We start from the raw sequence: 18408 nt of genomic DNA, 5'->3' as shown, positions 1-18408 counted from the left end.
CTTATCTTATTTTCAATGTGATTATTGACAATACAGCTAACATGATTCCCACAATCCAAAAACGGACAACAATTTTACTCTCGTGATATCCCTTTTTCTGATAATGATGATGCAAAGGCGACATTAAGAATATTCTTCTTCCTTCTCCATATTTCTTTCTAGTATATTTAAAATAACTTACCTGAATAATCACTGATAAATTCTCAGCTAAAAAGATACCCGCCAGAATAGGAATTAATAATTCCTTTCGCACAGAAATTGCAATTACTGCAATTATACCCCCAACCGTTAAACTACCCGTATCTCCCATAAATACTTGTGCAGGATAGGTATTGTACCATAAAAACCCGATAAGTCCACCTACGAAAGCACTAATAAAAATGGTCATTTCACCTGAATAGGGTATATACATCACATTCAGATAACTAGCGAAAATAATGTTACCAGAAACCCAAGCAAAAACCCCCAAGGCCAATACAATTATGGAGGAAGTACCTGCTGCTAAACCATCAACACCATCAGTTAGATTTGCTCCATTTGAGACCGCTGTTATAATTAATATTACCATCAGCACAAAAGGAATCCAAGCATATTTTTCATACCCATCTCCCATCCAACTTACTAGTTTTGAATAGTCAAATTCATTATTTTTTACTCCCGGAATAGTTGTTTTCAACGACTTCGTTTCCTTACCAAATAAGGCTGAAGGATTTGCAGTTTGAAACTCCTGTGTTTGTACAATTGCCGGACCGTTTATTTTTTCTTTGATGACAACCTGTGGAGAAAAATAAAGCATCAGCCCTACAAAAACACCTAAACCAACTTGTCCTAAAACCTTAAACTTTCCTTTTAAACCGTCTTTATTCTTTTTAAATACTTTTATATAATCGTCAATAAAACCAATGAGTCCCATCCAAACGGTAGAAACCACTAAAATGATGATGTATACATTATCTAATTTCGCAAATAACAAAACAGGTAACAATGTTGCCAATATCACTATTATACCACCCATGGTTGGCGTACCCGCTTTTTGAACTTGACCATCTAGTCCTAAATCTCTTACAGTTTCACCAACTTGAAGACGTCTTAACTTATCGATAATCCTTCTACCAAAAATGGTAGATATCAATAAAGAAAACACAAATGCCATGGCTGAACGGAAGGAGATAAATTGAAATAATCCCGCACCAGAAAGCTGGTAATGTTTATCTAAATAGTCAAATAAGTAATATAACATCTATATGCTGTTGTTTTTATTTTTGTAATTCCTTTAATGTTTCTGTGATGATTTCATAATCATCAAAATGAGCTCTTACCCCATTCACTTCTTGATAAGCTTCATGACCTTTACCCGCTATCAATAAAATATCTCCTTTTTCAGCCATGGCACTTGCCGTTTTAATAGCCTGTTTTCTATCTACAATAGATATGTATTTTTTAAAATTTTGAGGTTCTACACCAGCTTCCATTTCCTCAATAATCGTTTGTGGATTTTCACTTCTAGGATTATCAGAAGTAAAAATGGCTTGGTTGGATAATTGCGTAGCTATATGTGCCATTTTTGGCCGCTTTGTCTTATCTCTATCACCACCGCAACCTACTACAGTAATTACCTTTTCATTATTAGTTCTAATAGCACCTATGGTTTCCAATACATTTTTTAAAGCATCTGGCGTATGGGCATAATCAACAATTGCCGTTATTCCACTTTCAGAAATCAAGTATTGAAACCTTCCACTTACACTCTCTAATTCGCTGAGCAACCTTAAATTCTCTATAGACTCTAACCCCATTAAATCTGCAGTAGCATAAATTGCCAAAAGATTATAAGCATTAAAAGTACCGATGAGCTTAGACCAAACTTCATGTGTATTTATAGTCAAGAGCAATCCACCTAGTTGGTTCTCTAAAATCTTCGCTTTATAATCTGCAACCGTTTTTAAAGCATAACTATATTTCTTTGCCTCACAGTTTTGAAGCATTACATTACCATTCTTATCATCAATATTTACCAAAGCGAAAGCCGTTTTTGGTAATTCATCAAAAAATGATTTTTTTATATCTCTATATTCCGCAAACGTTTTATGATAATCTAAATGATCATGTGATAAATTGGTAAAAATACCACCTGTAAAATGCAATCCTTTTGTTCGTTTTTGATGAATTCCATGCGAACTTACCTCCATAAAACAATGCGTAACACCATTTTCAACCATCGCTCGTAAATATGTATTGATGGTTAATGAATCTGGAGTTGTATGTGTTGCCGGAAACTCTTGATCATCAACCAATACTTTTACAGTTGATAACAATCCCACTTTAAACCCTGCCTTTTTAAACAAATTATAAAGCAATGTTGCAACGGTTGTTTTTCCATTAGTACCAGTAACGCCTACCAATTTTAATTCTCTAGAAGGATTTTCATAAAAATTATCAGCCATGATCGCCAAGGCTTCTTGCGAATCTTTCACCACAATAAAAACAACATTATCTTGTGAATTTTCAGGTAAATCTTCACACACAACAACAGTAGCTCCCTGAGAAATTACTGAAGAAATGTATTGATGAGCATCAACTACTGTTCCTTTAATGGCTATAAAAACATCGTTTGCTGTCACTTTTCGAGAATCAAAAACAAGGGTGTTTATGTCAATATCGGTACTCCCATATACCGCTTCAACAGCTACTCTATACAATATGTCTTTTAACTTTTTCACGAAAGTGTTAATTCTATTATTTTAGTTTTATCAAATTTTTGACCTGCTTTCAAGGACTGATTCAATACTTTTCCTGTACCCTTAAAAACCACTGTTAATCCTAAATTCTCCAATAAGGCTACAGCATCCATCCCATTCATATTTTTAAGATTAGGCATGGTTTCATATTTTTTATTCGCCTTAACATTATAGCTATCAAAATTCTCAACTATCATCTCAGGGCTCTGTTTATAACCACTCACCTCATCCATTACAGGTGTTTTTGTATATATTTGATGAGCGATTTGCTCAAACACAGGTGCCGCAACTACATTACCGTAGTATCCGATTTTCTTATTAGGCTTGTGAATTACCACAATGCATGAATACTCAGGATTATCAGCTGGAAAATAACCTGCAAAAGAGGCTATATACTGTGTATTATCTGTCCAATATTCAGTTTGACACGTACCTGTTTTACCCGCCAATTCATAATTCTTATTGTAAATATTTGTAGCAGTACCTTTTTTAACAACATTTTTCATTAGCACTTTCATCTTGTCAATGGTGGCTTGAGATGCTATTTTCGGGTTAATAACTACCTTATCATATGTTTTAACAACATTATTTTGATTTCTTATTTCCTTTATAAATCGTGGCTTTACCATCTCACCATTATTTGCTACGGCATTATAAATTGCCAATGTCTGTAATGGTGTTATATGCACACCATAACCATAGGCCATCCAAGCCAAAGAAGTTCCAAACCAATGTTCTTTATCATTTGGATTTGGCAATGTTGGCACCCCTTCTCCTTTGATAGGTACATCTAATTTATAACCCACTTCCATTCGATTTAAACCATCAATAAATTTCTGAGGATTATCTTTATAATACTTCTCTATAATTTTTACCACACCAACATTTGAAGACAATTCAAAAACGCGACCTGCAGAAATCTTACCATAACCACCTCGATGCGAATCACGCACCGTTCTGTTATACACTTTATAAGTTCCATCATCTGTATCTATAACTGTAGATGTATCAATAACCTTATCTTCTAAAGCTACCATCAAGCTCATTAACTTAAAGGTAGAACCTGGCTCATGCGATTCACCTACCGCATAATTTAATCGTTCATAATAATTACCCTCCTTATTTCGACCTAAATTCGATATCCCTTTAATTTCACCCGTTTTAGTTTCCATAACCACCACAGTTCCATGTTCAGCTTCAAATTTCTGTAGCTGACTTAACAACGCATGATGAGCAACATCTTGAATATCTAAATCTATCGTAGTGATAACATCTTTACCATCAATTGGCTCTACCTCATTATTATCATTTAACGGCTTCCATTGTCCTTTTGCAATTTTTTGCTTTAAACGTTTACCATTTTTCCCTCTTAAAAACTCATAAAAATTACCTTCTATACCCACTCTTCCTCTACCATCATCATATCCTACTGCTCGCTCTGCTATTTTGCCTATGGGATGCTCTCGCACCGTACGTTGCTCTGTAATAATCCCTCCTTTGTACGTTCCTAAATTGAACATAGGAAAGCTTTTAATTTTCAAATAGTCATTATATCCCAGATTACGAGTAATTGGCATATACCTACTATCCGTTTTTCTACCCTTACGTATGTAATTCTCCCAATAGCTAGCCGATTTTCCAATCATTTGAGACAAGGATTTACTTAGTCCTTTTATATTTTTTTCAAAATTTTCCTTAGACACTGTCACAGCATCCATTTTAATATCAAATCGCGAAACAGAGGTTGCCAAAAGACTTCCATCTGAAGAATATATATTACCTCTATTCGCCTTTATTACAAAATCTTTCACGGTAAGACTCTCCGCCTTTTCCTTATAAAAATCACCCTGAATAAACTGAATATCAATAACTTTGTACGTAATGGCCAATGCGAACAAAAACATAGCACCAGCTAACAAATACAATCTATTTAATATGTTCTTTTTTTCTATTGCCAATTTTTTACTCTGATTTTACCATTATTTTTTTCGGTGGATTCTCAGGCATAAACAAACCTCTTTCCTCTAACCTTGACACTATTGACGACTCCATTTTAAGTTTCATCAACTGAGACCTTGTTGCTATAAAAACGTCACGCTTTTCACGCATTTCCTTATTTAAAACAGCTATTTCTTGCACTTTTTTATCAATAGCATGAGAACTTGCAATCATAAACAAAGCGAGTCCCGCTAAAAAGACAAGCATGTACCACGTTTTAGGTGCACCTTCGTCTACTAAAAACTTACCTTTTAAAATGTTATATAAAGTTTGCTTCACCTTAGCCATCTATAACTTTGTTGCTATTCTAAGTTTTGCACTTCGTGCTCTATTATTTTCTTTAATCTCTTTTGCGGATGGCACTATTAATTTTCCCTTTTTAAATGGAACAGAATAATTTCCATAAAAATCCTTTTCAGGCTCACCCTCAAACAAACCACTTCTGATATATCTCTTTACCAACCTATCCTCTAACGAGTGATAGGAAATCACACTTAACTTACCACCCTCTTCTAACAAATCTTGAGTCTGTAATAAAAACTCCTTTAACACATCTAACTCCTCATTAACTTCAATTCTAATTGCTTGAAAAATCTGAGCTAAAATTTTATGTTCTTTACTGTTTGGTAAAAACCTTTTTAAAACCTCTTTTAACTGAAAACTAGTTTTAATTGGTTCATTTTTTCGACTTTCAACAATCTCCTTTGCCAATGCTTTTGAGTTTCTCAACTCGCCATACATAAACAAAATTTCGCCCAACCTCTTTTCACTGTATTGATTGATAATCTTATAAGCAGATTTTTTAGCTTTTTGATGCATTCGCATATCTAATTCAGCATCAAAACGAGTAGAAAACCCTCGTTCAGCAACATCAAACTGATGTGACGAAACACCTAAATCAGCTAAAATTCCGTCTACCTTTTTAACACCATAAAACCTTAAAAATCGCGAAGCATATCTAAAATTCTCATGAATTAACACAAATCGATCATCATCAATAGTATTCAGCAATGCATCTTCATCTTGATCAAAAGCAAAAAGCCTACCTTCAGGACCTAACCTTCTCAAAATCTCTTTAGAATGACCACCTCCACCAAATGTAACATCTACATATATGCCATTAGGCTCTATTTCTAGACCATCGATGCTTTCAGTAAGCAATACAGGATTATGATAACTCATCTGGAATGTCATTTTCGCCACCCATCACATCTTCTGCCAATTGAGCAAAATCTCCCGTAGCATCATCAATTGCTTTCTCATAACTATCCTTATCCCAAATCTCAATAATATTCACAGCTGAAGACAACACTACTTCATTAGAAATACTTGCAAAAGAATGCAAGTCCTTCGGTATTAATAACCGGCCAGAAGCATCTAAATCGACCATTTTTACACCAGCCGTAAACCTTCTTATAAAATCATTGTTCTTTTTCACAAACCTATTCAGCTTGTTCACTTTTTGCATTAGCACATTCCATTCACTCATTGGGTAAATTTCAAGGCAGGGTTGAAACACCGCTCGCTTAATCACAAAACCTTCATCTATAACAGAATTCAGTTGTTTTTTAAGCTGAGATGGCAACATTAACCGACCTTTTTTATCGGCCTTACATTCGTATGTCCCAATCAGGTTTACCACTTGATGCAATATTTAAGCACAAATATACAGATTTTTACCACTTTTTACCATTTTTTACCACTTTGTTAATAACTTTATATCTTGAAATTTATTGCATTGATTGATAAGCATTTAAATTTTTTGTTCATTTTTTTGGCAATAAATGATAGATCATTTTAAAGAATTGCAGTACTTTAATCCAAAATCATTATTTTTGTCAATAACGCAACAAACCAATTTTTAATGGGATACGAATACAAGGAAGAAGGGAAATTTAATTACTTAGAAGCTGGCGAAGGAAGACCTATCATTATTTTACACGGATTGATGGGTAACCTAAGTAACTTCGATAAAGTTTTTGAATATTTTTCCAAAAAAGGGTATAAAATTTTAATGCCAGAATTACCTATTTATAAGCTTCCAATACTAAAAACTAATGTAAAAAATCTGGCAAAATTTATTAAATCATTTACCGAGCATAAAAAACTCGATAATTATATTTTATTAGGCAATTCTCTTGGTGGTCATATTGCACTTTACTACACAAAGCAATATCCAGAAAAAGTTGACGGAATTGTGCTAACTGGAAGTTCTGGTTTATACGAAAACTCTATGGGTGAAAGCTACCCAAAAAGAGGTGATTATGAATACATAAGAAACAAGGCCGAAAGTGTTTTTTATGACCCAAAAGTGGCTACAAAAGAAATTGTTGATGAAGTATATGAAAGCATAAACGACAGAAACAAATTGATTAGAACATTAGCCATTGCCAAAAGTGCTATACGTCATAACATGGCAAAAGACTTGCCTAAAATGAAGTTACCAGCAGGATTAATTTGGGGTAAAAACGACGAGGTTACACCTCCTGAAGTTGCTAAAGAGTTTAATCAACTACTCCCAAATTCTACACTATATTGGATTGACAAATGTGGACATGCCCCTATGATGGAGCACCCAGACAAGTTCAATGAGCATTTGGAAGCATGGTTAAATCAAGAGAAGTTGTAAGACATACATCTGCTACCCTCATTAAATAACGATACTTCCTGATAGTACTTATAAATTGATTTTTGAAATATGAAAATTAAAACCGCTGAATTTGTTATTAGCAATACAGACATAAAAAGATGTCCTACAGATCAAATTCCAGAGTATGCCTTTATCGGAAGATCTAACGTAGGAAAATCTTCATTGATTAACATGTTAGTCAATCAAAACAAATTGGCTAAAACTTCAGGAAGACCTGGAAAAACGCAACTAATCAATCATTTTAAAATTAATGACGAATGGTTTTTAGTAGATTTACCTGGTTATGGCTATGCCCAAGTTTCCAAAAGTAAACGTAAAGTTTTTCAAGAGTTTATAACTGAATATTTCCTAAAAAGAGAACAACTCGTTTGTACTTTTCTTTTAGTTGACAGCAGACACGAACCGCAAAAAGTAGATCTAGAATTTATGCGTTTTTTAGGAGAGCATGAAATTCCGTTTATGCTTGTCTTTACGAAATCAGACAAACTAAAACCGGGTGCGATTCACAAAAACTTAAAACTATTTGAAAAGAAAATGTTAGAAGCTGGTTGGGGAGCTATCCCTAGAGCTTTTGTAACCTCCGCAACAGGAAAAGATGGGAAAGAAGAACTGCTAGAATATATTGGCGAATTAAATACAATGATTGCATCGCAAGAGGAGTAAAAAAAAAGTAGCAGTAAAATAATTTTTATAAAGTGAAATCCACCAAAGACAATTTACAAGTTTTACACGAAGATAATCATATTATTATCGTGAATAAACGCGTTGGGGATATTATTCAAGGAGACAAAACTGGCGACACACCCCTGAGTGAAATTGTAAAGCAATACGTTGCAATTAAATATCAAAAAAAGGGAAATGTTTTTCTAGGCGTAGTGCATCGTTTAGATAGACCAACAAGTGGAATTGTTATTTTTGCACGAACTTCAAAAGCCTTAGAACGTCTTAATAAAATGCTTCGCGATAAAGAAATTAAGAAAACTTATTGGGCCATTGTAAAAAATAAGCCTGAAAAGGAAAAGGACACCTTGATACACTACTTGAAAAAAAATCCTAAAAACAATAAATCAACCACCTTTCCTAATCCGACACCAGAGGCTAAAAAAGCAATTCTTCATTATCAACTTATTAAGACGTTAGATAATTATTTCTTGCTAAAAGTAGATTTAGAAACCGGACGTCATCATCAAATTAGAGCTCAATTAGCAGCAATTAAAAGCCCTATTAAAGGTGATTTAAAATATGGTGCAAAAAGAAGTAACCCAGATGGCGGAATCAGTTTACACGCCAAAGCTATAGCATTTACACACCCCGTAAGTAAAGAATTAATTTCTATAGTAAGTGAAACACCCAACGAACCGGTTTGGAACAGCTGTACCTAATAATACTAGCGTTTTGCTAATCTAAATTTTGCTTGTATAATTTCGTCTATGGGCTTATTTTCTATTTTACTCTCTAACCATGAAACAATATCTAGATACAGAAATGCCCTTCGTTCGTAAGGATCATCTTCATATTTTTTCAATGTAGTATGTAACTTTATAAATTCTTTTTTGAATTCATGCGGATATACATCCCCTATGGTTCTTAAAAATTTAATCATTTCTTTTTGCACCTCATTGAGTTCATTCATCTTCAGCAAAAACTTGTAAGTACTCTTCAATTGTACTTCTAAATGATAATCTAAACCAACCTCATAATGTGCAAATAAACTTAATACCCTTGAAAAACAGAGTAAATCTTCACGCATTTCTAAGGATTTATTATGGATGATTTTATCTAAATATTCTATACATTTTCTACAGTTTCCAGCACCAAAATACAAACTCGCAATTTTGTAATAAAACACCATGACATGATGACTATCTATTCTATCCTTATAAAGTTTTATTCCTTTTAAAATTTCATCAACTAAAGGCAACCCCTCTTTAAAGGTACCTTCCAAAAAGTGTAAATTTAGTTTATTGCTATACAGATACATAAAGCTCAACACATTTACATTATCCTCATTTGGCAACAAGTCCTTATCTGCAATTATAATTTCAAACTTAGCTAAGGCTTTTTTAAATTTAGAATCGTATTGGGTATAAAAAAGTGATTCCAATAAATAGTGATACCCTTTTAAAAAGAACACCGGATTTAAACGAATCATACTGTCATTTTTCATAAATAAATCAACCCATTTGGTGGCATATTTATAAGAATTTAAAAAATCTTGGATTAAAAAACTATACCATAAATGCGATTTATACAACCATAATTTTTCTCTAAATCCCAATTCGGAAAGCTTAAAACTTGGCATTCTCGCATTAAAATAATCTGTAATTTCTTGATATTCTGCATTGTTTTTAGCATACCCAGACTTTAATAAAATACCATAAAGTTGTAAGGATAAATTTGACAATTTACTGGTTATAGTATTTTGAATACTCAGCATCTTTGCCTGTTCAGTAAGCTCATCAGCACGATTACTAAGACTCCGTGTAATATATTGCGACTCAATTACTTTTTCAAGCTCTACAATTTCATAGGCCAATATTTTCTCTTCATTATCAATAGCTGTATTTTTAGCTTTATCTAATAATTTTAAGCTCTGTTTATATAACCCTTTATGATAAAGTATGGTAGCAAAATCAAGCTGTTCTCTTATCTGAGCTCTAGTGTTTTGATGAAGCGGATTTAACCGTAGACTAATTAAAATTTGCTTGTACAGGTGGGCCTTTAAATTAGAGAGTTGTGCCTTTTTTACGATATCACTTTTTAGAATAGACTTCTCATCATATTTGTTTAATTTGTCAAGCAAATTAAACAAAGCCAAAAACTTAGAATCAGTATTACCACCAAGTCGACCAACATAAAGCTTAAATTGTCTTTTTTCTGATTTTGATAGTGATTTTACTAAAACAAATAAATTATCTTTTTGCTGGCTAGTCATTGTAACAAATAAAGTGATATACCTCTTATTATCAGTATTTTAAATACCTCACGCTTTGGTTAAGCATTGTAAAAATACATTATATTTCGCTTTAAAAAGCACAGCAAAATATAAATTCGTTAAATAATAAAGAAATATATCATTAAAAAATGAGCAAAGATAAAGTCCAAATATTCGACACCACACTAAGAGACGGAGAGCAAGTCCCTGGATGTAAGCTAAATACAGAACAGAAGTTAGTTATTGCAGAACGTTTAGACGAGTTAGGTGTTGATATTATCGAAGCAGGCTTCCCCGTTTCTAGTCCAGGTGATTTTAAATCGGTTGAAGAAATTTCAAAATTAATAAAGAATGCTACTGTTTGCGGATTAACAAGATCTGTAAAAAAAGATATTGAAGTTGCTGCTGAAGCATTAAAATATGCTAAAAAACCAAGAATTCATACAGGTATTGGAACATCAGATTCTCATATTCTACATAAATTTAATTCAACTAGAGAAAAAATTATAGAACGTGCTGTTGATTCCGTAAAATATGCTAAATCGTTTGTAGAAGATGTTGAATTTTATGCCGAAGATGCAGGAAGAACGGATAACGATTATTTAGCACAAGTTTGTGAAGCGGTAATCAAAGCTGGAGCTACGGTATTAAACATTCCAGATACTACAGGGTATTGTTTACCTGAAGAATATGGTGCAAAAATGAAATACCTAAAAGAAAATGTAAAAGGTATAGATAAAGTTATCTTGTCTTGTCATTGTCACAACGATTTAGGTTTGGCAACTGCCAACTCTATAGCTGGTGTAGTAAACGGAGCTAGACAAATAGAATGTACCATTAATGGTATTGGAGAAAGAGCTGGTAATACCGCTTTGGAAGAGGTTGTAATGATTTTAAAACAACATCCATATTTGAATTTAGATACTAATATAAATACGCAATTATTATATGACACCAGTCAAATGGTAATTGAGAACATGGGTATTTATGTACAACCTAATAAAGCAATTGTTGGTGCAAACGCTTTTGCTCATAGCTCAGGAATTCATCAAGATGGGATGATAAAAAACAAAAAAACGTACGAAATTATTGACCCAACTGAGGTAGGTGTAACTGATTCGGCTATAATATTAACGGCCAGAAGCGGAAGAGCAGCGTTGGCATATAGAGCTAAAAAAGTAGGTTATGATCTAACTAAAATACAATTAGATGAAGTGTATCCCATATTTCTAAATTTTGCCGATAAAAAGAAAGAAATTGTTGATATGGATATCCACCTAATAATTAAGAATAGTAGCGTAGATTGTTCTATCGTTGCTTAATTAAATAGTGGCGAATAGAAAAAAAATAGTAAATAAGAATAAATAATAGAATCTAAAATATGAAATTAAACATAGCAGTTTTACCAGGAGATGGTATCGGACCAGAAGTCACAAAACAGGCTAAAAAAGTATTAGAAGCAGTTGCTCACCAATTCAATCATACTTTTATTTTTAAGGAAGCCTTAGTAGGTGCTGTGGCAATTGATAAAACAGGAGAACCTTTTCCTCAAGAAACAATGGATTTATGTTTAAAAACCGATGCGGTACTTTTCGGTGCTATTGGTGATCCAAAATATGACAACGACCCTTCTGCTAAAGTAAGACCTGAACAAGGATTATTAAAAATGCGAAAAGATTTAGGTTTATTTACGAACATTAGACCTGTAAAAGCTTTTGAACAATTATTAGATAAATCTCCATTAAAAAAAGAAATTATTAAAGGAGCTGACCTCACAATTTACCGTGAGCTTACTGGTGGAATCTATTTTGGTGAGAAAAAAATAAGCAAAGATGGTAAAACAGCTTCTGATTTAGGAGAATATAGTGCGTACGAAATTGAACGTATTGCTCACGCCGCTTTTAAAGCAGCTCAAGTGAGAAGAAAAAAATTAACCTTGGTTGATAAAGCCAATGTATTAGAATCTTCTCGATTATGGAGAAAAGTAGTTACTGAAATTGCCAAAGAATATAAAGATGTAGAATTGCACTATCTTTTTGTAGACAATGCTGCAATGCAAATGATTTTAAACCCTACACAATTCGATGTTATTTTAACTGACAATTTATTTGGCGATATTATCTCTGACGAAGCTAGTGTTATAGGTGGTTCAATCGGTTTATTGGCTTCTGCCTCAATAGGTGAAAAACATGCCGTATTTGAGCCTATTCACGGATCATACCCGCAAGCAACAGGAAAAGGAATTGCAAATCCAATTGCTTCTATTCTATCTGCTGCAATGTTACTAGAGCACTTTGGTTTGAATGAAGAAGCTGCGGTAATTCACAAAGCGGTAGACAAATCTTTAGAATTAAAAATATCTACACCTGATATTTTACCAGATTCAAAAATTACAACTTCTAAAGTGGGTGATTTTATTGCTGACTATATTCATTATCCAGAAGATACAAATATGAATTATCATAATATTCATATTGGACAATCAACAATTATTTAATATTTGAATTTGATTAATAAAAAAACCGAAGCGAATGCTTCGGTTTTTTTGTGCTTATTATTTATTTTTCTTAGAAATGAAAAGCAAATCCGATATTAAAAGATAATGGATTATAGTCACCATCACCAGCATCTTCATTCATTCCATAATCATATCTTAAACTTGGCTCAACACTTAAACTTTCTCCTAAAAACCATGCATAACCTGCCTGAGCTCCAACATACATAGGTGAAAAACCTTCAGTAGAAGCTCCATTTAAATCTATTCCTACTGGAATTTTCCCAATAATATAGTATTTTGGACCAACTTTATAAGAAAAAATCCCTTTATCATAGTAACTAGCATCACCATAACCTACCCCTGCCTTTACTGCTAAATTATCCGCTACAAAGTAACCACCTTCTAAACCCACATTCCAAAAATTATCACCATCTATTGAGATAAAGCTAAAACCTGTATTAGATGCTCGTATTAATGAATTTGCAGAAACTCCTGAAGTGCTTGTACCCACTTGAACGAGCCATTTTCCTTGCGAAGTTTGGCTTAAACTATTACTTAGGTCTTTATCCTGAGCGTTTACATTAAAACTAAATAATGCAACAGCCGCAATTACTACTAATTTTTTCATGATTAATTTGTTTTGATTATTATTACTATTTGTGTTGAATTTCTCGCTTTAATGGTTGGCCCTTAAAAAGGTTAACATAGGAAAGTAAAAAACACTCATTGTCACGTTTATTTCGCAAAAAAATCTTAAATATTGATTTAGATCCACATTTATTTTTACAAACCATTGACTATATGTAGCTATTATAAAAGCATCTTACTTTTATATTTTTTCATTTATAATAAAATCCTTCTTAATAGTTGACATTGATCGTTGTCAAGAAAAATTTGAGAACCTTTCTAAAGGGGCATTTATAGATAATTAAAGTGCGATAAGTGTTAAATTCAAAAGTTTTCAAACTATTTATGTAACAAACCAATGTCTTTAGGCGTCTCTTATGAAAGCAATACGCTTTAATCCATTTTTCATTCAATACTAAAATCCATTTAATGTTCGACATTGATCGTTGGCAAGAAATATTTGATACCATATCAAAAAACAAACTAAGAACCTTTCTTACAGGTATCTCTGTGGCTTCTGGTATTTTTATATTGGTAATTTTACTAGGTTTTGGGCAAGGATTTCAAAATGGCATTCAAAAAGAATTTGAAGGTGATGCTACCAATAGAGTTTGGGTTTGGACCGAAGTAACTACCAAAGAATTTAACGGATTAAACCCTGGAAGATCAATTCACTTAAGTAACTCAGACTACGACCAAGCTTCTACTCTTTTTAGCGATGATATAGAGTATAAATCTGGAGTGTTTAGAGTTTGGGGGTCTACCATAAATTACAAGAAAGAATCTGGCTCTTTTGGTATTCAAGGTGTAAGTCCTGATTATCAAAAAATAGAAAATGTAAAAATGGTCACTGGACGCTTTTTGAACCAAATTGATATGGATAAGCTTCAAAAAGTGGTTATTATCAGTAAAAAAATCAAACGCGAATTAATGAAAGAGGTTGAAAACCCTTTGAATGAATTTTTACAAATCTCAGGTATTAATTTTAAAATTGTTGGTGTATATACGGATGCTGGAGGAGAACGTGAAGAAAACAGAGTTTATGTACCTACGAGTACAGCTCAAAGTGTTTTTAATGGTAAAAACAGAATGGCCAATATGTCTTTTACAATAGCTCCTCAAGAAACTTTTGAAGCATCAGTAATAGCATCAAATAAATTTACAAATAAATTAAAACAGTATCTCCAACAATCGCATCAAGTAGCTCCAGACGATAATGCAATAGGTATTTTTAATGCCCAGCAAGAAGCCAAACGTTTTTTCACATTAACAGATAACATTTCACTATTCTTTTGGTTTGTAGGTATATGTACCATTATAGCTGGTGTAGTTGGCGTAAGTAATATTATGTTAATCATCGTAAAAGAACGAACTAAAGAAATAGGAATCAGAAAAGCATTAGGAGCCAAACCATTATCAATTGTAGGTATGATTCTGCATGAGTCTATTTTTGTAACCACCGTATCGGGATTTGCAGGATTAATTTTAAGTATGGGATTATTGGAAGTGTTGGGACCAAATATTGAAGTCGATTATATTTCAAACCCAACCGTCAATTTTTCAATTGCCATGACCATGGTCATTTTATTAATAGTAGCAGGTGCCTTGGCAGGATTTTTTCCTGCATGGAAAGCGGCAAAAGTTCAACCCATTGTAGCGTTAAGAGATGAATAATGTTTAGTAGAGACCGCTGGAGCGAAATATTAGAAGTAATGTCTGCCAATTGGTTCAGAACAACACTAACTGCATTTGGTGTGTTTTGGGGAATCTTTATATTAATTATTTTATTAGCTGCGGGAAAAGGTTTTGAAAACGGGGTAAATCTTGACTTTGGCGATACTGCCACAAACACTATGTTTATGTGGACGAGAACCGCAACCAAAGCCTACCAAGGTATGCCGAAAGATAGACGTATCAATTACACAACACAAGACGTTGAAGATATACGACAAAATGTTCCCAACTTGAGATATATTTCTCCACGGAATCAACTAGGTGGCTTCAATGGAACAAACAATGTGGTTAGAGGAATTAAAACGGGTGCTTTTGATGTGTATGGCGATTATCCTGAAATTATAAAACAAGAACCCATGGATATTATCCAAGGTAGATTTATAAACCAAAATGACATTAATAAAAACCGCAAGGTTGCCATAATTGGAAGAGGTGTAAGGAGTAGTTTATATGAAAAAGATGAAGATGCTCTAGGTTCCTACATTAAAATTCAGGGGGTAAACTTTATGGTTATTGGGGTGTATAAGAAAAAATCATCTGGTGGTGATGGTGAAGAAGATCAAAAACAAATATACATTCCATTCACTGCCTTTTCTCAAGCTTTTAACATGGGAAATCGTGTGGGATGGATGGCTGTAACAGCAGTTGATGGCAAACCGATTACAGACATAAAAGAAAGTGTGTTTGACATTGTAAGAAAAAATCATAAAATACATCCAGAAGACGAAAGAGCTATTGGACATTTTGACCTATTTGAGCAATATAGCAAAGTACAACGTCTTTTTGCAGCGATAAGAATCATCGCTTATTTTGTAGGTATAATGGTATTATTATCTGGTGTTATTGGCGTAAGTAATATTATGCTTATCGTGGTAAAAGAACGCACCAAGGAGATAGGTATCAGAAGATCATTAGGTGCATCTCCATGGAATATACGCGGACAGATACTTACGGAATCTGTTTTTTTAACCATTATATCGGGTATGGCAGGTATTGTATTTGCATCACTAATCATCTTTCTAATCAATTTTGCAATAGATAGTAGTGGTCCCGTAGATATGTTTGCAAACCCAAGCGTTAATCTAGGTGTTGTCATAGCGGCACTAAGTATATTAATTATTTCAGGATTATTGGCTGGGTTTATTCCCGCACAAAATGCCATAAAAATTAGACCCATTGAAGCGTTAAGAATTGAATAAAAAAAATAAACAGATACTAAATAACTATCCCAATGAAAAAATCAGTAACCGTAATTATATTGCTCTTTATAATTATATCATTTTCGGCAGCAATGTATTATTTATATACCAAAAACGCTGAAGACCCAGTTGTATATGAAACCGAAAAACCAACTACACAAACCATTATTAAAAAAACAGTGGCTACCGGTAGTATTCTTCCTGTGGAAGAAGTCTTGATAAAACCCAATATCTCTGGAGTTATACAAGAAATCTATGTAAAAGGTGGCGATAATGTAAAACAAGGAGATTTAATTGCGAAAATTAAAGTAATTCCAAATTCATCAGCATTAAACAATGCTAAAAACACTATTCAAACGAATAAAATCGCATTAGATGATCAACAACGTAATTACAACCGTCAAAAAAGTTTATTTGACAAAGGTGTTATTTCAAAACAAGAATTAGAGCAGGCTGAAGTGGCTTTCAACCAAGCCAAACAATCATACAGTGCAGCGAATCAAAATTATGAGATTGTAAAAACAGGATCTACCCGTGGATTAGGGAATTCAGCAAATACTTTGATCAGATCTACCGTTTCAGGAATGGTATTGGAGGTTCCTGTTGAAGTAGGAAACCAAGTTATTGAAAGTAATAATTTTAATGAAGGTACAACTATAGCTTCTTTGGCGGATGTAAACAAGTTAATTTTTGAAGGAAAAATAGATGAATCTGATGTTGGTAAAGTTAAAGAAGGATTGCCATTAGAAATTACTATTGGAGCTGTTGAAAATCAAATTTTTGAGGCAACATTAGATTATATTGCACCTAAAGGAAATTTAGAAAATGGAGCCATTCAATTTGAAATTGAAGGAATTCTTAAAAAACAAGACAGTACTTTTATCAGAGTAGGCTTAAGTGCGAATGCTTCTATCATTTTAGCCAGAGCGGATAGTGTAATGGCTATAAAAGAGGCACTAGTACAATTTGATAAAGACACAAAAGCTCCATTTGTTGAAATAAAAAATGGTAATGGCTTTGAACGTAAAAATATTACCCTCGGTGTAAGTGACGGAATTCAAGTGGAAATTAAAGATGGTATCTCCAAAGATGATGAAATTAAAGTCTGGAATCAGCTTGTTGAGGAGGATGATAACTAAAGTAGGAGATCTTCAGGGGGAGTCAATACAAGTTTTACACAAACTCTTTGAAATTACAACGAGTTTTAGTTTTACCTTTCACTTGGGTTGGCTTTTACAATTTGTTTTATTAAATAATAGAGTACAATTGCTAATACTGGATATAATAACAAGTAATAATATTGCGAAGATAATGTAACAAGACTATCTTTAGTAATATATACTCCAAAATTAAACAACATATGCAATAGTATGGTTATTGTTACATTATTTGTTTTTAAATATATGTACCCTAAAACAACACCAACGACAAACGCTGATTGCATTTGATTAACCTCTAAATGAACCACTGAAAAAAGTAAACTTGAAACCAAAACAGCACCAAAAGCACCAAACTTATTATTGATTTCAGTTATCATTATTTTTCTAAAAAACAGCTCCTCTAAAATAGGATTTGCTACAACAATTATTGCTAAATAATAAAAAAAATCAATACTTAAAAAGTTATAAGATGATTTAAAACTAGTGGTGATAAATAAACCTTTATTTAAATTTTCTATAAAATTTATTGGGACTGTAATTGGTTGAATCACAATAAAAATTATTGATATAAAACTCAAAAGAATAAGTAATCTTCCATTAAGATTAAGACGTCTTGAAATTTTAAATTTCAACAGCCTTTTCAAAATAAAAATTAGAATGGTATAAGACAATGCACTAATAAAAGGAATAAAATAAGTTGAACTTGGTTTTACATCAAAAATATATTTATACAATAGTAAAAATATTGTTTGAAAAATGAAAAATGCCAAGTAAGCTAAAAACACTAGCAGCAACCTATTGACTTTCATTAATTATATTTTTATCTATTAGAACAACCAAAGTTAATTTATTATTTCAACATACTTAGCT

Annotated in this window: 17 protein-coding genes; 8 read left to right on the top strand and 9 right to left on the bottom strand. The window is 32.8% G+C overall.

Annotated elements, in window-relative coordinates; translation table 11 throughout:
• Position 1: 1 nt before the first annotated feature.
• The 6 genes from mraY to mraZ are packed head-to-tail and all read right to left on the bottom strand — an operon-like array spanning position 2 to position 6378.
• On the bottom strand, positions 2 to 1240 hold the full coding sequence (gene mraY / locus FF125_RS03735) for a phospho-N-acetylmuramoyl-pentapeptide-transferase (protein ID WP_138948517.1): 1239 nt from the start codon (positions 1238 to 1240) through the stop codon (positions 2 to 4).
• 16 nt (positions 1241 to 1256) lie between these two features.
• Positions 1257 to 2720 carry a UDP-N-acetylmuramoyl-L-alanyl-D-glutamate--2,6-diaminopimelate ligase gene (locus tag FF125_RS03730; RefSeq protein ID WP_138948516.1) on the bottom strand — a complete coding sequence of 488 codons (1464 nt, stop codon included), beginning with the start codon at positions 2718 to 2720 and terminating at the stop codon, positions 1257 to 1259.
• Complete coding sequence (locus tag FF125_RS03725; RefSeq protein WP_138948515.1) at positions 2717 to 4696, bottom strand: penicillin-binding protein; 1980 nt, start codon at positions 4694 to 4696, stop codon at positions 2717 to 2719. The genes FF125_RS03730 and FF125_RS03725 overlap by 4 nt, the downstream gene beginning before the upstream one ends.
• A 4-nt stretch (positions 4697 to 4700) precedes the next feature.
• On the bottom strand, positions 4701 to 5024 hold the full coding sequence (locus tag FF125_RS03720; protein WP_117881695.1) for an FtsL-like putative cell division protein: 324 nt from the start codon (positions 5022 to 5024) through the stop codon (positions 4701 to 4703).
• A complete protein-coding gene (gene rsmH, locus FF125_RS03715) occupies positions 5025 to 5930 on the bottom strand; it encodes a 16S rRNA (cytosine(1402)-N(4))-methyltransferase RsmH (RefSeq protein WP_175418863.1) in 906 nt (301 codons plus the stop codon).
• The gene (gene mraZ, locus FF125_RS03710) at positions 5905 to 6378 is read right to left on the bottom strand and encodes a division/cell wall cluster transcriptional repressor MraZ (protein WP_117881696.1); all 474 of its coding nucleotides are present in this window, start codon (positions 6376 to 6378) and stop codon (positions 5905 to 5907) included. Before mraZ ends, rsmH begins: the two co-directional genes overlap by 26 nt.
• A gap of 222 nt (positions 6379 to 6600) precedes the next feature.
• Between mraZ and FF125_RS03705 the strand changes: the two genes are divergently transcribed.
• The 3 genes from FF125_RS03705 (at position 6601) to FF125_RS03695 (ending at position 8768) form a co-directional block, all read left to right on the top strand.
• Positions 6601 to 7365, top strand: a complete 765-nt coding sequence (locus tag FF125_RS03705; RefSeq protein WP_117881698.1) for an alpha/beta fold hydrolase — start codon at positions 6601 to 6603, stop codon at positions 7363 to 7365.
• A gap of 69 nt (positions 7366 to 7434) precedes the next feature.
• A complete protein-coding gene (gene yihA, locus FF125_RS03700; RefSeq protein ID WP_138948513.1) occupies positions 7435 to 8049 on the top strand; it encodes a ribosome biogenesis GTP-binding protein YihA/YsxC in 615 nt (204 codons plus the stop codon).
• A 32-nt stretch (positions 8050 to 8081) separates the two neighbouring features.
• A complete protein-coding gene (locus FF125_RS03695; RefSeq protein ID WP_138948512.1) occupies positions 8082 to 8768 on the top strand; it encodes an RluA family pseudouridine synthase in 687 nt (228 codons plus the stop codon).
• A 5-nt stretch (positions 8769 to 8773) separates the two neighbouring features.
• On the opposite strand, the gene FF125_RS03690 is transcribed toward FF125_RS03695, so the two are convergent.
• Positions 8774 to 10321: a hypothetical protein gene (locus tag FF125_RS03690; RefSeq protein ID WP_138948511.1), complete on the bottom strand. Its 1548-nt coding sequence runs from the start codon at positions 10319 to 10321 to the stop codon at positions 8774 to 8776.
• A 149-nt stretch (positions 10322 to 10470) separates the two neighbouring features.
• On the opposite strand from FF125_RS03690, the gene FF125_RS03685 reads away from it, so the two are divergent.
• Together FF125_RS03685 and leuB are read left to right on the top strand one after the other, a co-directional pair.
• Entirely contained in the window at positions 10471 to 11643 is a 1173-nt protein-coding gene (locus FF125_RS03685) for a 2-isopropylmalate synthase (protein ID WP_138948510.1), read from the top strand.
• Between the two features lie 59 nt (positions 11644 to 11702).
• Entirely contained in the window at positions 11703 to 12818 is a 1116-nt protein-coding gene (leuB, locus tag FF125_RS03680) for a 3-isopropylmalate dehydrogenase (RefSeq protein ID WP_138948509.1), read from the top strand.
• A 70-nt stretch (positions 12819 to 12888) separates the two neighbouring features.
• Here the strand turns inward: leuB and FF125_RS03675 are convergent, their stop codons facing one another.
• The gene (locus FF125_RS03675; RefSeq protein WP_138948508.1) at positions 12889 to 13446 is read right to left on the bottom strand and encodes an autotransporter outer membrane beta-barrel domain-containing protein; all 558 of its coding nucleotides are present in this window, start codon (positions 13444 to 13446) and stop codon (positions 12889 to 12891) included.
• Positions 13447 to 13874: 428 nt separating this feature from the next.
• Between FF125_RS03675 and FF125_RS03670 the strand changes: the two genes are divergently transcribed.
• Genes FF125_RS03670 through FF125_RS03660 form a run of 3 tightly spaced genes read left to right on the top strand, consistent with a single transcriptional unit; the run spans position 13875 to position 17517 of the window.
• The gene (locus FF125_RS03670) at positions 13875 to 15119 is read left to right on the top strand and encodes an ABC transporter permease (protein ID WP_138948507.1); all 1245 of its coding nucleotides are present in this window, start codon (positions 13875 to 13877) and stop codon (positions 15117 to 15119) included.
• Positions 15119 to 16378 carry an ABC transporter permease gene (locus FF125_RS03665; RefSeq protein ID WP_138948506.1) on the top strand — a complete coding sequence of 420 codons (1260 nt, stop codon included), beginning with the start codon at positions 15119 to 15121 and terminating at the stop codon, positions 16376 to 16378. Before FF125_RS03670 ends, FF125_RS03665 begins: the two co-directional genes overlap by 1 nt.
• A gap of 32 nt (positions 16379 to 16410) precedes the next feature.
• Positions 16411 to 17517 (top strand): efflux RND transporter periplasmic adaptor subunit, encoded by a 1107-nt coding sequence (locus tag FF125_RS03660; protein WP_138948505.1) that lies wholly within the window; start codon positions 16411 to 16413, stop codon positions 17515 to 17517.
• Between the two features lie 71 nt (positions 17518 to 17588).
• Here FF125_RS03660 and FF125_RS03655 read toward each other — a convergent pair whose 3' ends face one another.
• Complete coding sequence (locus FF125_RS03655) at positions 17589 to 18089, bottom strand: CPBP family intramembrane glutamic endopeptidase (protein ID WP_175418862.1); 501 nt, start codon at positions 18087 to 18089, stop codon at positions 17589 to 17591.
• Between the last annotated feature and the right edge of the window lie 319 nt (positions 18090 to 18408).

The sequence above is a fragment of the Aureibaculum algae genome (assembly GCF_006065315.1).
Classification (GTDB): domain Bacteria; phylum Bacteroidota; class Bacteroidia; order Flavobacteriales; family Flavobacteriaceae; genus Aureibaculum; species Aureibaculum algae.
Note: the sequence above shows the minus strand (reverse complement) of the source record. Positions and strands in the feature narration are given on the sequence as shown.

Excerpts from the sequence above, each read along its gene's own strand:
- mraY (WP_138948517.1), bottom strand. The coding sequence starts at position 1,240 with ATGTTATATTACTTATTTGACTATTTAGATAAACATTACCAGCTTTCT.
- FF125_RS03720 (WP_117881695.1), bottom strand. The coding sequence starts at position 5,024 with ATGGCTAAGGTGAAGCAAACTTTATATAACATTTTAAAAGGTAAGTTT.
- rsmH (WP_175418863.1), bottom strand. The coding sequence starts at position 5,930 with ATGACATTCCAGATGAGTTATCATAATCCTGTATTGCTTACTGAAAGC.
- FF125_RS03705 (WP_117881698.1), top strand. The coding sequence starts at position 6,601 with ATGGGATACGAATACAAGGAAGAAGGGAAATTTAATTACTTAGAAGCT.
- yihA (WP_138948513.1), top strand. The coding sequence starts at position 7,435 with ATGAAAATTAAAACCGCTGAATTTGTTATTAGCAATACAGACATAAAA.
- FF125_RS03690 (WP_138948511.1), bottom strand. The coding sequence starts at position 10,321 with ATGACTAGCCAGCAAAAAGATAATTTATTTGTTTTAGTAAAATCACTA.
- FF125_RS03685 (WP_138948510.1), top strand. The coding sequence starts at position 10,471 with ATGAGCAAAGATAAAGTCCAAATATTCGACACCACACTAAGAGACGGA.
- leuB (WP_138948509.1), top strand. The coding sequence starts at position 11,703 with ATGAAATTAAACATAGCAGTTTTACCAGGAGATGGTATCGGACCAGAA.
- FF125_RS03675 (WP_138948508.1), bottom strand. The coding sequence starts at position 13,446 with ATGAAAAAATTAGTAGTAATTGCGGCTGTTGCATTATTTAGTTTTAAT.
- FF125_RS03670 (WP_138948507.1), top strand. The coding sequence starts at position 13,875 with ATGTTCGACATTGATCGTTGGCAAGAAATATTTGATACCATATCAAAA.
- FF125_RS03665 (WP_138948506.1), top strand. The coding sequence starts at position 15,119 with ATGTTTAGTAGAGACCGCTGGAGCGAAATATTAGAAGTAATGTCTGCC.
- FF125_RS03660 (WP_138948505.1), top strand. The coding sequence starts at position 16,411 with ATGAAAAAATCAGTAACCGTAATTATATTGCTCTTTATAATTATATCA.